This is a genomic window from Microcoleus sp. LAD1_D5 (assembly GCF_036702115.1).
In the GTDB taxonomy this organism is placed as follows: Bacteria; Cyanobacteriota; Cyanobacteriia; order Cyanobacteriales; family Microcoleaceae; genus Microcoleus.
Window position 1 is genome coordinate 1 of sequence record NZ_JAUBSA010000006.1, and the last position, 12,903, is coordinate 12,903.

At 48.3% G+C, this 12,903-nt stretch carries 18 protein-coding genes; 1 reads left to right on the plus strand and 17 read right to left on the minus strand.

All coding sequences use genetic code 11. The features are described 5' to 3' along the window. Positions 1-804 precede the first annotated feature (804 nt). Both QUA70_RS04470 and QUA70_RS04475 read right to left on the minus strand, forming a co-directional pair. Positions 805-1,173, minus strand: a complete 369-nt coding sequence (locus QUA70_RS04470) for a helix-turn-helix transcriptional regulator (RefSeq protein WP_333345239.1) — start codon at positions 1,171-1,173, stop codon at positions 805-807. 149 nt (positions 1,174-1,322) lie between these two features. Continuing rightward, positions 1,323-1,679 carry a helix-turn-helix transcriptional regulator gene (locus tag QUA70_RS04475; protein ID WP_333327552.1) on the minus strand — a complete coding sequence of 119 codons (357 nt, stop codon included), beginning with the start codon at positions 1,677-1,679 and terminating at the stop codon, positions 1,323-1,325. Between the two features lie 136 nt (positions 1,680-1,815). Here QUA70_RS04475 and QUA70_RS04480 point away from each other — a divergent pair, with 136 nt between their 5' ends. Continuing rightward, positions 1,816-2,232, plus strand: coding sequence for a hypothetical protein (locus QUA70_RS04480; protein ID WP_333345241.1), 417 nt, complete (start codon positions 1,816-1,818; stop codon positions 2,230-2,232). 15 nt (positions 2,233-2,247) lie between these two features. On the opposite strand, the gene prfA is transcribed toward QUA70_RS04480, so the two are convergent. From prfA to rpsE, 15 genes are all read right to left on the minus strand, one after another. Continuing rightward, positions 2,248-3,342 (minus strand): peptide chain release factor 1, encoded by a 1,095-nt coding sequence (prfA, locus tag QUA70_RS04485; protein ID WP_333157142.1) that lies wholly within the window; start codon positions 3,340-3,342, stop codon positions 2,248-2,250. Positions 3,343-3,680: 338 nt separating this feature from the next. Next, positions 3,681-3,989, minus strand: a complete 309-nt coding sequence (gene rpmE, locus QUA70_RS04490) for a 50S ribosomal protein L31 (protein ID WP_242719730.1) — start codon at positions 3,987-3,989, stop codon at positions 3,681-3,683. Positions 3,990-4,210: 221 nt separating this feature from the next. Next, complete coding sequence (rpsI, locus tag QUA70_RS04495; RefSeq protein WP_242719727.1) at positions 4,211-4,624, minus strand: 30S ribosomal protein S9; 414 nt, start codon at positions 4,622-4,624, stop codon at positions 4,211-4,213. Continuing rightward, positions 4,624-5,079: a 50S ribosomal protein L13 gene (rplM, locus tag QUA70_RS04500; RefSeq protein WP_015178725.1), complete on the minus strand. Its 456-nt coding sequence runs from the start codon at positions 5,077-5,079 to the stop codon at positions 4,624-4,626. Before rplM ends, rpsI begins: the two co-directional genes overlap by 1 nt. 139 nt (positions 5,080-5,218) lie before the next feature. Then, on the minus strand, positions 5,219-6,061 hold the full coding sequence (gene truA, locus QUA70_RS04505) for a tRNA pseudouridine(38-40) synthase TruA (RefSeq protein ID WP_333327562.1): 843 nt from the start codon (positions 6,059-6,061) through the stop codon (positions 5,219-5,221). Between the two features lie 29 nt (positions 6,062-6,090). Continuing rightward, positions 6,091-6,441: a 50S ribosomal protein L17 gene (gene rplQ / locus QUA70_RS04510; protein WP_006634978.1), complete on the minus strand. Its 351-nt coding sequence runs from the start codon at positions 6,439-6,441 to the stop codon at positions 6,091-6,093. Positions 6,442-6,566: 125 nt separating this feature from the next. Next, a complete protein-coding gene (locus tag QUA70_RS04515) occupies positions 6,567-7,511 on the minus strand; it encodes a DNA-directed RNA polymerase subunit alpha (RefSeq protein ID WP_332958426.1) in 945 nt (314 codons plus the stop codon). 174 nt (positions 7,512-7,685) lie between these two features. Beyond that, the gene (gene rpsK / locus QUA70_RS04520; RefSeq protein WP_006634980.1) at positions 7,686-8,084 is read right to left on the minus strand and encodes a 30S ribosomal protein S11; all 399 of its coding nucleotides are present in this window, start codon (positions 8,082-8,084) and stop codon (positions 7,686-7,688) included. Between the two features lie 84 nt (positions 8,085-8,168). Then, a complete protein-coding gene (rpsM, locus tag QUA70_RS04525) occupies positions 8,169-8,552 on the minus strand; it encodes a 30S ribosomal protein S13 (RefSeq protein ID WP_006634981.1) in 384 nt (127 codons plus the stop codon). An 83-nt stretch (positions 8,553-8,635) separates the two neighbouring features. Further along, entirely contained in the window at positions 8,636-8,749 is a 114-nt protein-coding gene (gene rpmJ / locus QUA70_RS04530; protein WP_015178722.1) for a 50S ribosomal protein L36, read from the minus strand. Positions 8,750-9,122: 373 nt separating this feature from the next. Next, positions 9,123-9,347, minus strand: coding sequence for a translation initiation factor IF-1 (gene infA, locus QUA70_RS04535; RefSeq protein ID WP_006276978.1), 225 nt, complete (start codon positions 9,345-9,347; stop codon positions 9,123-9,125). Between the two features lie 293 nt (positions 9,348-9,640). Then, the gene (locus tag QUA70_RS04540; protein ID WP_333327565.1) at positions 9,641-10,225 is read right to left on the minus strand and encodes an adenylate kinase; all 585 of its coding nucleotides are present in this window, start codon (positions 10,223-10,225) and stop codon (positions 9,641-9,643) included. Between the two features lie 5 nt (positions 10,226-10,230). Further along, positions 10,231-11,535: a preprotein translocase subunit SecY gene (gene secY / locus QUA70_RS04545; protein WP_333327569.1), complete on the minus strand. Its 1,305-nt coding sequence runs from the start codon at positions 11,533-11,535 to the stop codon at positions 10,231-10,233. Positions 11,536-11,637: 102 nt separating this feature from the next. Further along, positions 11,638-12,084, minus strand: a complete 447-nt coding sequence (rplO, locus tag QUA70_RS04550) for a 50S ribosomal protein L15 (protein WP_333160383.1) — start codon at positions 12,082-12,084, stop codon at positions 11,638-11,640. A 146-nt stretch (positions 12,085-12,230) separates the two neighbouring features. Beyond that, positions 12,231-12,776, minus strand: coding sequence for a 30S ribosomal protein S5 (gene rpsE / locus QUA70_RS04555; protein ID WP_006634985.1), 546 nt, complete (start codon positions 12,774-12,776; stop codon positions 12,231-12,233). Positions 12,777-12,903: the final 127 nt, after the last annotated feature.

Here is a 12,903-nt window from a genome sequence, read left to right on the forward strand (position 1 = left end):
GCTTGGGTAACAGAGACCAGGATAAAGGGATAGCTCTCTTCTCCCAAACCAGGCTTACCACTCGTCAAGTTTATATATCCCCATTGGGTGCGATCGATGACAATTGATAAAGTCTGGCCCACTTGGCAATAGGTGGTTAACCAATAAGTTATCAGGGGATACCAAATCTGGCGTTCCGGTTAATTGAGGTAAATCCAAGAACCTTTGTAATTTCCGACGCCGGCTTTCGGCGGTAATCGGGTAGGGAAACACTCGCGCTAATTGCTCCAACTTAACTTGTCTTTCCGATTGCAGTAGATTGAGCAGGATACTTAATACTAAAAACTGAGTACGAGTTAAGTGTTGCTGGAGATGCGTCTGATAAAATAGAGGTAACATAATTTGTGATAGGTCGTCGGTACTTTGAACGGGCCTATCTTTTTTTACCACAAGTGGGTCAACGCCTTACCTTGTCTAGCTTCTAACGGGGTTGTCACCCCCCCAGGATCGCTCCTGTTCTTGGGAAAGCGATCGATTATTCAGCAAGCCCTACTTAGTTTAGGTAAATTTGACAAGCTTCTGTAATGCTAAAACTGCATAATTGCAGCCCAAAAGCGTTTCGCTTCCAAGTTTTCACAACTGATAAAAAAATCCGACCCACATCTGCCGAATGTGGGTTGCATCTCACGGTATCAGCATCATCCACTATTGCGACGCTAACAGATGCACAGAAGAACCCGATCGCATTGTCCAAGAGTTTTTAGACATATTGAGTCAGGGATAGGGCGAGTGGTTTTTTCATAAGGGCGATCGCACAAACAACGCTCAGCTATATTTCCCTGAAGACTCAGCAGCATTAGCCAGCCTCTCCACGCCGGCTCGGACAATTACTGCCAAATCTGCGATCGGCATACATTGAATTTTTTTAAGCATATCGTTCGTATCCATCGGTTCCCGCATCGGCTTCCCGTCGAGATAACCTATGAGTTCTTCTAGCGTGAAACCAGCTCTAATAGCAATCTGAGTCAAATTTTCCGTATCCGGGATGCTCTGGCCTTTTTCCCACAACTGTACAGCAGTCGATGACACGCCCAAAAGCTTGCCAAAAGCTCGCTGGCTGAGGTCGCCACGCGCTAACTTAACAATCTCGATCAGTTTTCTCTTACCTTCTGCATCCACAATCGCAGTGACCACTTAACCACACTTAACCAGTTTACTTCTCAATTGATGAATTTTCCACTTGTTATTGACAATAAAACTTATCGCTGCTACTGTTACAAGTATACCAATCACTAACAACTAGGATTTTAATAGCACCTTAAATAGCTCTACATCAACTGTCCTTACCCAGAAGACTCAGCAGCAGCAGCGAGCCTATCCATCACTGCTCTACCAATCACTGCTAAGTCACTAATCGGCATACATTGAATTTTCTTCAGCAGCTCATTGGTATTGACAGGTTCCGGCATTGGTTTGCCTTCGAGATGAGCCATCAACTCTTCCATTGTAAAGCCCGCTTTTGCCGCAATCTGAGTCAAATTTTTCGTATCCGGGAGTACCTGACCCTTTTCCCAATACTGAACAGCAGACCCAGAGACTCCCAATAGCTTACCAAAAGCGCTAAAACTCAGGTCGCCACGGGCTAGCTTAACAACTTCGCTCAGTTTCTTCCTAGCTTCTGCGTCCACAGTATTAGTCACCAGATCAACACAACTCCTAGTTTACTTATCTACCAAAAAATCTGTCTTTCTTGCTTGACAGCAAAAAGTTTACCAGTTAAAGTGTAAATACTTTTGAAATCATAATTGTATTTGTAGCCAATCAGGGGCAGTAAAAATGACTCGCAAGACACGCAACACCCGTCAAAGCCTGACAGCCTCCGGTTGGCTAAAACCCCAGTGCTGGCAAATCTCCAAAATAGAAGCAGCCGAAGCCCTAAGAATGCCCGTCAACCGCATAGTGAAAGTTTACCCCAAACAACATCAAGTAATAGTCGTTTACCTGAACAAGAAAGGACAAAAATGCAGTTCCTTTTTCAGCTACCGACTATTTGCCAGATGGCAACAAGAGGCGATCGCAGCAATTGCCAGTTGTCGAAACCAGCAAATCCTAGCACCCCTAGAAGTCATTGTACAATACGACCTCGAACATTTCAAATATCCAGTGGCGATCGCCGATGCAATTTGGGAAGCCCTACTCAACCATATCTCCCGCGTAACAAGGGAACTGAGGCTGAGCAAACAATGCGCCTAGCCCCCCATCACTCCATCAATTAGTAGAAGCAGCCAACTCAGCCAAACGTTCCTGCTGATCCTGAGAAATGCAAGTTTGAATAATCCCCTCAATATCCCCTTCCAAAACACTATTGAGCGAGAAATTCTCCCCCAAACGGTGGTCGGTAGCCCGATTGTCCTTATAGTTGTAAGTGCGAATCTTCTCCGATCGCGAACCAGTACCAACCTGAGCCAAACGCCGCGACTTCACCTCATCCTGCTGCTCCCGCAACTTCATCTCATAGAGCTTAGCCCGCAAAATCTGCATCGCCCGCTCCTTATTCTGCAACTGACTGCGCTCCTCAGTACAGAAAATCCGAATTCCCGTCGGCTTGTGAAACAAATCCGCAGCAGTTTCCACCTTGTTCACGTTTTGACCGCCAGCACCGCCCGATCGAGCCGTACTCATCTCAATATCCTTCGGATCGATGTGAATCTCCACATCATCCACCTCCGGCATCACAGCCACCGTCGCCGTCGAAGTATGCACCCGGCCGCCAGCCTCAGTTACCGGCACTCGCTGCACCCGGTGTACTCCAGCCTCAAACTTCAGCTTGCTGTAAACGCTGTCGCCTGTAATTTCCAGAATCACCTCTTTAAACCCGCCCATTTCCGCCAGCGACTCGCTCACCAACTTCACCTGCCAGCCTTGAGTTTGAGCGTAGCGCGAATACAGCCGCAGCAAATCTCCCGCCCAAATACTAGCCTCATCACCGCCAGTACCGGCCCGAATTTCCAGCATAATATTCTTGTCATCGTTCGGGTCGCGGGGGAGCAGCAAAACCTTCAAACGACTTTCCAAACTCTCCAGCTTCGCCTCAAGTTCCTGAACTTCCAGCGCAGCCATTTCTTGCATATCTCGATCGCCCGCGGCTTCCTTGAGAACCTGTCGCGCGCCCACCAAATCTTCCTGAGTGGTTTTCCACAGAGCAAAAGTATCGACCACTTCCTCCAAGGACGATCGAGCTTTCGCTACCCGTTGAAACTCTTGATTGTCCCTAGCCACATCCGGGTCAGCCATGCGGCGAGTCAACTCATTAAAAGTTTGCTCTACCGACTTCAATTTATCCAGCAAATAAGATTCAGCCATTGTCAGTTGTCCTTTTTCAATCGATTTTAGATTTTAGATTTTAGATTTTAGATTTGAAGAACAGTGGGGATAGAATCTCGATCAAACTCAACTGCCTGCATAGCGAAGTCTTCAATCTAAACTCTCCAATCCGAGGGCGGATCGATTTGAGATGTTAGATTTTAGATTTTAGATTTTAGAACTCAAGAGCAGTTAGGATAGAATGTCAATCGAACTCTACGCGATCGAACTAAACTACCTGCATAGCAAGTCTTCAATCTAAAATCTAAAATCCGAGGGCGGTAAGTTGCCAGTAGAAAAAACTACTCTCAACAAACTGCGGACAAATGACAATCCAGCTACTTCTTCTTTTTGCCTTTACCAGCAGCCTTAGAAGCATCTGCTTTCGGATCTTCCATTTTCAGCGGTCCAGAGGAAGCATCTGCCTTCGGCATTTCTACCTCGGTCATGCCGTATTTCCGCATAAAGCGCTCCACACGACCTTCAGTATCAATAATCTTCTGAGTGCCAGTATAAAAAGGATGATTTCCCGACCAGACATCAACTTGAAGCTTTGGTCTAGTGGAACCAACAGTCATTACCAGTTCTCCGTTGCAATAAACCTGAGATTCCGGATACCACTCAGGGTGAATGCCATCTTTTGCCATTGTTTTTTACTCTCTAATTTTTGACTGTACAACCATTTTAGCTGTCCTAGGACTTGCGGACCAAAAACAGCCGCGATTTAGCCTTATATCTTGTGGAACCAGCGATCGGGAATCGGAAATAGACTTGAAAAAAAAAGGAAGATAGAATCTGGATAATTTTGCCTTCTTCCTTCTTCCTTCTCTCCGTTACATCCGTTACACAATCCGCTGCCGAACCTTGATTACCGCTTCGAGTATTGAGGAGCCTTGCGAGCTTTCCGCAGACCGTACTTTTTCCGTTCTTTTGCCCGCGGGTCGCGAGTCAAATAGCCTTCAATTTTGAGGGGTTTGCGGTTCTCCGGGTCTAATTGGCACAGCGCTCTAGCGACGCCCAAGCGAATTGAATCAGCTTGGCCTGTCAAGCCACCACCTTCGACTTTTACCAAAATGTCGTACTCATTTTCCAGACCCAAAGTTTCCAGAGGGGCCTTAGCGAGAGCCAAATAAGTAGGGTTGAATTGCAGGTACAAATCCCCCTCTTTACCATTGACAGTCAGTATGCCAGTGCCGGGAACCAAGCGCACCCGCGCTACGGAACGCTTGCGGCGGCCGGTACCCCAGTACACAGCGCGACCGGATGTATCTGTTGCTTGCATTACTCATTTCCTCCCGGAATCGTGTGAACAATTAATTCTTCTGGTTTTTGAGCTTGGTGCGGGTGGTTGGGGCCAGCGTACACCTTCAGTTTAGTAAACAGTTGTCTGCCGAGAGAAGTGTGAGGCAGCATTCCCCGTATAGCTTCTTCGACGATTCTTTCGGGCAAACGTGCTTGCAATTTGGCAAAAGTTTCTGTTTTCATGCCGCCCGGTCTTCCAGAATGGCGGCGGTAGATTTTCTGGGTGCGTTTTTTGCCAGTAACAGCGATTTTGTCCGCATTGATGACAATTACGAAATCGCCGGTATCCATAGAAGGAGTGTAAGTCGGTTTGTGTTTCCCCCGGAGGTACATGGCAACTTCAGTTGCCAGACGGCCCAGCCGTTGGTCAGCGGCATCGACCACGTACCACTTGTGCTCTAGGGAGTCTTGAGTAGGGACGTAAGTTTTGTTCATTGTTTGTTGTTAGTTGTCTGTTAACTGTTAACTGTTGTTAGGTGTCAGTTGTCAGTTGTCAGTTGTCAGTTTTTAATTGTTAGTTGTCCTTAGTTTTTTATTAGTAGTTACCTAATGACTAATGACTAATGACTAATGACTAATGACTAATGACTAATTTTGGCTGCGTGTCGTACCAGACCTCTGGGGGAAAGGGAAATTCTGAATAGCCAACCCGCAGCAGGCACAAACCTTGAGCGGGAGCGGCATATTTTACCATTTCTCGGCGTTCGTTGACCCAGATATCTGTGAAATTGTCGATCGGCCTTTCCCCGCGACCCACCTGCACCAGCAACCCCACCAGCAGCCGCATCATCCCGTACAGAAACCCGCTCGCCTGAACCTCAATATAGATAAGAGACCCAGAACGGTGACACTCTGCCGCTTGTACGTCCACCCAGGAATGGGGGCGGGCAGACCCCGCGCGGTGGAAAGCAGCCAGGTGATGCCGCCCGATTAGCGGTGTCAATGCTGTCTGAATCAAAGATTCATCCACAGGGGCGTGATAGCAGTGCCAAGCAAAAGGACGCACAAACAAATTAGGGGTCGGGTCTGTATAAAGGGTGTAGCGATAGCGCCGCCAACTGGCTGAGAACCGAGCGTGCCAGGTAGGTTCCACCTTTGCCGAAGCTCGAATTAAAATATCTTTTGCCAGTCGAGAGTTGAGAACGCTTGCCCAGCGGTGAGCCGGAATTGGGCCCAGGGCGTCAAAATGGGCTACTTGAGCAGCGGCGTGAACTCCCGCATCCGTTCTCCCGGCAGCGTGCAGCGTTACCGGGCGTTCCAGAACAGTCGATATTGCTGTTTCAATTTCTTCTTGTACTGTACGCTGGTTCGGCTGTCGCTGCCAACCGTGAAAGTTAGTGCCGAGGTATTGGATCACCAGAGCAACGCGCTGTATCGATTGGGGATTGTCGGTTGGGGATTTTGGATTGTCAGTCATAAATCACAAATCTCCAACCCAAAATTGAATTAAACCAGTTCAACGATCGCCATTTCGGAATTGTCTCCTTGACGGGGGACAGTTCGTACTACGCGGGTGTAGCCCCCGTTGCGCGAGCCGTACCGTTCTTGTGCCGCCTCAAACAAGGCGTGTACTAACTGTTTATCGTAGATATAGCCCATAGCTTGGCGGCGAGAGGCCAAGGAGCCATCTTTGGCCAGGGTAATCATCCTGTCCGCCTCTGAGCGCAGCGCTTTGGCGCGGGCTAGAGTGGTAGTGATTTTACCGTGGCGGATTAATTCGGTGGTCAGCGAGCGCAGTAGGGCGCGGCGCTGGTCAGCCGGTTTGCTGAGTTGGGGAACGCGACAGCGGTGACGCATGGCAGTTGGTAATTGGTAATTGGTAATTGGGCGCCGGGATAGTTCGCGAGTTTTGAGCGGTGAATTCTTTAACTTAAAAACTCACCTACTTAAAATTCAGAACTTTTTTACCCGTTACCCGTTGATTAACTTTTAGCTGATTTTTCCTGTGGCAAGGTAATGCCCAAGCGTTTTTGTAAAGCTTCAATCACTTCTTCTGCGGACTTCTGCCCGAAATTCTTGATCTCGAGCAAGTCTTCTTGGGTATAATCCAATAAGTCTGCGACTGAGTTGATCTGAGCCCGCTTGAGACAGTTGTAAGCCCGGACGGACAACTGCAATTCTTCGATCGGAATTTGGCTGGTAGGATCGGCTTCACCGGGATACTCTGGTTTGAGAGAATCTTGGGTGATGTCTTTGAGAGGTGCAAATAAATCTACCAGGATGTGGGCAGATTGACTCAAAGCTTCTTGAGGAGTCACGCTGCCATCAGTCCAGATTTCCATAATCAGCCGGTCTTTCTCGACCGTGCCGCCTACCCTAGCATCTTCAACGCTATAGTTAACTCTGCGAATCGGCATAAAGATGGCGTCAATTTGGAGAAAATCCAAAGCCGACCCATCATCGCGACTGCGGTCTACTGCTCGGTATCCGATGCCTTTTTCAATTCTGAATTCCATTTCCAGAACTGAGCCGGGCGAGAGAGTGGCAATGTACTGGGAGCGATCAATCAATTCCACCTCTGAGGGCAAATCGAATCTATCGGCCGTTACTGTGACAGGCCCCTCAATCCGCAACCTGCCGATTTGCGGCTGCTGAGAATGAGTTTTGAGGACCACCTCTTTCATGTTCAGGAGAATTTCTAGAACATCCTCACGTACCCCTTCGATCGTGGCAAACTCGTGATTGACGCCCGCGATTCGGACTGAAGTTACTGCTGTTCCTTCCAAATTTGACAGCAGAACTCGCCGAAGCGCATTCCCAACAGTTGTTCCTTGACCGCGATCGAGCGGTTCCAGGACAAATTTTCCGTACTGACTGCGGTCTTTGTCAGTGTTAGACTCTATACATTCAATTTGAAACTGCGCCACGGAGTGACCTCCCTTTTCCACTTTGGATTTTTGATTTTGGATTTTAGATTGCAGAGCATACCCCTGAACGGATTTCGGATTTTGGATGGACGGGGCAACAGTTAGAACCATTAGTTTTTGACTTTAAGCAGTTAGCCATTATCCAAAATCTAAAATCTAAAATCTCAAATCGTTTTAGACTCTACGCCGCTTGGGAGGGCGACAGCCGTTGTGAGGAATTGGGGTAACATCTCTAATCAGGGTGATTTCCAGTCCCGCCCCTTGCAGCGCCCGAATTGCAGTTTCTCGACCTGCTCCGGGCCCGCTCACCATTACTTCTATTTGGCGCATTCCTTGGTCGTTGGCTCTGCGGGCAGCACTTTCTGCTGCTGTTTGAGCTGCAAAGGGAGTCCCCTTTTTAGCTCCTTTAAAACCACTGGAACCTGCCGATGCCCAGGATATCACTTCGCCGTTGAGGTCGGTAATAGTTACAATCGTGTTGTTAAAGGTAGACTGGATGTAGCCTACCCCATTGGGTACATTCCGTTTCTGCTTTTTTGCACCAGATTTCTTGCCTGTTTGTTGTCGCGCCATATTAGTCTCTTTAACGTTTCTCTCAACTAATGTCCCGAAGCGCTAGGAGCCCGCAGCCCCCAGCGTATTTTTCCCAAAAAGATGTTACTTCTTGGAAGGTGCCTTTTTCTTGCCCGCAACTGTTCGGCGGACGCCACGACGGGTTCTGGCGTTGGTACGGGTTCGTTGTCCCCGCACCGGCAGACCCAAACGGTGACGCCGACCGCGATAAGTTCCGATGTCCATCAGGCGCTTGATGTTCATTGACTCCCAGCGCCGGAGGTCTCCTTCGATTTGGTATGTGGTTTCTACATGAGCCCGCAGAGCTGTCACGTCGGCCTCTGTTAAATCCTTGACGCGAGTGTCAGGATTTACGCCTGTTGCAGCGATAATTTTTTGGGCTCGCGACAAGCCTATTCCGTAAATGTATGTCAGACCTATTTCGACGCGCTTATCGCGTGGAAGGTCTACCCCGGCAATCCGTGCCACACTTTTTGTCTCCCTAGTTTTCCTGTTTGGCTACAATGTTCAATTAGGATGCACCTGCGTGCATTGCCCAATCTTCCTTTTTTCTAACCTTGGCGTTGTTTGTGTTTCGGGTTAGTGCATATCACCATCACTCGACCGCGACGGCGGATGACGCGACATTTCTCACAAATTTTTTTGACAGATGCTCGAACTTTCATCTTTCTTCCTGCCTGGAGAACCCCGCTCTACCGGAGAGCAGGCACGCTGGGACTGCCCGTAGAGCGGTGGGAGGAGAGGCTGGGCAAGGTGTAGGCCTCTCCTCGATTAAATTGTATAAAGTGCGGGTTGTTTCATGAAGGAGCCCGCTTGCACCCACTCCCATTGCTGGGTAAAGTTCGGCTGCACAAAACAAAAATGTTTGTGAGCGATACTTTTACGGTGTAACAATGACTTAACCCGGTACACCGATGGGTTGTTGACGCCCTTCTCGGCAACACTACAAACGTAGCATTATAGCATAAATTTGAAGCTTTTTACCAAATTCTCTCTAAATTAAACTTAGAATTAGTTTTTAGAAAGTTTTATCTAAGCCTATTTTTTCCGAAGGCGATAAGTAATCCTGCCTTTGGTCAAGTCGTAGGGAGTCAATTCGACTTTGACGCGATCGCCAGGCAGAATTTTGATGTAGTTGCGGCGGATCTTGCCGGAAATGTGAGCCAGCACGTTAAACCCATTATCTAGGTCAACGCGAAACATCGCATTGGGCAGGGATTCCGTCACTGTCCCTTCCATTTCAATTAAATCTTGCTTAGACAATTTGGTATTTACCTCAACTCTACATTTGATTAACTAGGAGTGTCCCGGCGTTGGTCTCAAAACCTATTTACTGGTAGGAGTCAAACGGGAACGGGGGGCAATAATTAGGGCGACTCGATCGACTTCTGGACTCAACCAACCGCTCGCTTTAGCTTTACTTGAGTAAAGTTGTAGCAATTAGTATTGAGTTCAATCCTGTTTCTAGCAACCCTCACAAAACCTGATAGCACAAAAAGCTCCTAGTTAACATATCTTAGCAAAAGCTGGTGAGTAACAAGCTGTATTGAGAGGGTTCAAGAGTCGCCAGAGAGAGCTTGCTGCAGTTCTGCGGTGACTAATTCCATCGGTCGATCACCATCAACCGCAACTAACTGTTGACGGCCGCTGTAAAAATCAATCAAAGGCTCAGTTTGCTCGCGATAAACTTGCAACCGGCGGCGGATCGTCTCCTCATTGTCATCCTGCCGGCCCCGCGACAGCAGGCGAGACACCAAAATGTCGTCAGGCACGTCGAGATTAACAGCTTTGACACCAAATTTCGGGTTAGATGTACTCTCCTCGGCACCGCTAAGCTTGTGCAGCAGTTTGTCTAAAAAAGTTGCCTGGGCAACAGTGCGGGGAAAGCCGTCGAGAATCCAGCCCGCATTCGCGTCCGCTTCATTCAAGCGTTCCTGCACGATATCCATCAGCAATTGGTCTGGAACCAACTCACCCTTGTCCATGTAGGCTTGCGCCTTTAGGCCCAAGGCAGTTTTCGCCACCACGCAGGCGCGCAGGATTTCGCCCGTAGAAATGTGGGGTATTTTCCAGAGAGCGGCTAATATCTGAGCCTGAGTTCCCTTTCCCGCCCCTGGAGGTCCCATGAAAATAAATTGCATTACGATTACTTCACCATTCCTTCATATCGCTGGGAGATGACGTAAGTTTGAATTTGTTTAGCAGTTTCGATCGCCACACCTACTAGAATCAGTAAGGAAGTTGCGCCAAAACCTCTAAAAGTTTGCACCCCGATCGCGCTTTCTACAGCAGTTGGTACAATGGCCACCAGACCGAGAAAAATCGCTCCCAAGAAAGTCAAACGGTTCAAAACCTTCTCCACATAATCACTCGTTTTCTGACCCGGACGAATTCCAGGAATGCTAGCGCCCATTTTCTTCAAGTTCTGAGACATATCTACGGGGTTGACAATCAACGAAGCGTAGAAATAGCTGAAGAACAGAATCAAAGTCAAATAAAACAGCGCGTAAGCCCAAGGCGCTGGCCCGTCCGGCCTCAAAACATTAGCAACTTGAACCAAAAACGGGTTATTGAGAGACTGAGCGAGGAAAGAAGGCACAATCAACACCGAAGATGCAAAAATAATCGGCATCACTCCACCTTGATTCAAGCGCAGGGGCAGATAGCTCCGGCTCTCCCGATAAACTTTGCGGCCGACTTGGCGACGGGCCGAAATAATCGGAATGCGGCGAGTACCTTCCTGAACAAAAACAATCCCGACAATCGTCACCAAAAAGACCAGCAGCAGAACAACTACACGGCCGACAACTTGCGTGTCCCCACTTTGAGCCAATTCAAAAGTTTGTCCCAAAGAGCGTGGCAAAACCGACACAATGTTGATAAATATCAGCAGCGAGGCTCCGTTCCCGATACCTCGCTCCGTCACCACTTCCGATATCCACATCACAAACATTGATCCGGCCGTCAGAGCCAAAGCAGTTTGTGCTATGAATAAAGGCGATGGAGATTGAGCAAAAGGGCTGACCCAAATCGCAATGCCAATACTTTGCAGAATGGCCCAGCCCAAAGAAACGTAGCGAGTAATTTGAGAAATCTTGCGCCGCCCTGCTTCTCCTTCATTTTTCTGCAAGTCTTCTAAGCTTGGCAGAGCCGCAGTTAGAAGTTGCACAATAATTGAAGCATTAATGTAGGGCAAAATCCCCAGCGCGAAAATCCCCAAAGCTGACAAGCCGCCTCCTGAGAACAAATCCAGAAAGCCAATTAAAGGGCTATTTTCGACGTTTTGGGCAAAGGCGACTCGATCGATGCCAGGGACTGGCAAGTGGACACCCAGGCGTACTAAAATCAGTAAACCAATGGTTACGAGTATGCGGCCTCGCAAACCAGCAGCTTGAGCCATCTGCATGAATGTCTCTTGTGCAGTTGGCGCTTTCTCTCTACTAACGTCCATAGTTACGATTTTGGATTTTAGATTTGGGATTTTCGACTAAATCATTTTCTGATAGCAAGCTTGAGGATTTGAGATTTGGACAGACTCTCAAACCTCACATCTTCACGCAACTAATTCGCAACTTCCGCCTGCAGCTTCTATTTTGGTGCGAGCACCTGCGGTAAAAGCCGAGGCGCGCACTTGCAGAGGCACATTCAGTTCGCCATCTCCTAAGATTTTCAGCGGCCCATTGTCAGTATTGACAATTTTCGCTTGGATCAAAGAGGTGAGAGTAACTTCTGTGTTTGCTGGCAGGGATGCTAATTTACTTACATTAATGGTAGTGTACTCTTTGCGGTTCACTAAAGGGAAGCTTTTCAGCTTGGGCAGGCGGCGGTAAAGAGGGTTTTGACCACCTTCAAAACCGGGTCTAGTGCCGCTACCGGCTCTAGATTTTTGACCGCGCATCCCTTTGCCGGAGCTCGCGCCTTGACCGGCAGAAATACCTCTGCCCAAGCGTCGGGGGCGCTTTTGGGAGCCTGCTTTGGGTCGGGCGTCTTGCAATCTCATAGTTTTAGTAATTGGTAATTGGTCTTTGGTATTTAGAGAGTGGGTACGCAGTAGTTTTGAGTGCGTGAGTTTTGAGTTGGGGATGTTTTTATTTTCCACACAAGCACTTAACACTCAAAACTTACAGTTTCCCAATCTCGCGTGCCCTAACCGTAGAGGTTTTCTACTGGAATTCCGCGCTCTTGAGCAACTTCGGACAAGGTGCGGAGGGTCGAGAGGGCATTGACTGCGGCTCGGGCGTTGTTTAAGGGATTTCCAGAACCTAGCTGTTTGGCTAAGATGTTGCGGACTCCTGCTAGTTCCAGAACAGTTCGCACTGCTCCCCCTGCAATTACCCCGGTTCCCGGAGCGGCCGGCCGCATCATGACTTTCGCTCCGCCACCGTCACCGTTGATGGGGTGAGGGATCGAGTTAGATTTGGTGAGGGGGACTTCAATTAGGTGCTTTTTGCCGTCAGCGACGCCTTTTTTAACGGCACCGATTACGTCACTAGCTTTGCCGACTCCCACTCCAACTTGACCGCGTTCGTTGCCGATAATGACTATGGCGCGGAAGCTAAGTTTTTTACCACCTTTGACTACTTTGGTAACGCGCCGGATCTGAACGACCCGCTCTTGCCATTCGGATTCTTTTTCGCGCGTTTTGTTGTTGCTGCTTTTTTTCTTGTTGCGCTGTTCTTTTTGTTCTGCCATAGTTTTGTTTTTTGGGAATTGGGGATTAGTAACTGGTAGTTGGAAATGAGAAATTAACAATTAGGAATTAAGAATTTTGTTGTATATTCTTTTTTCCTTCTTCCTTCTTCCTTCTTCCTTCTTCCTT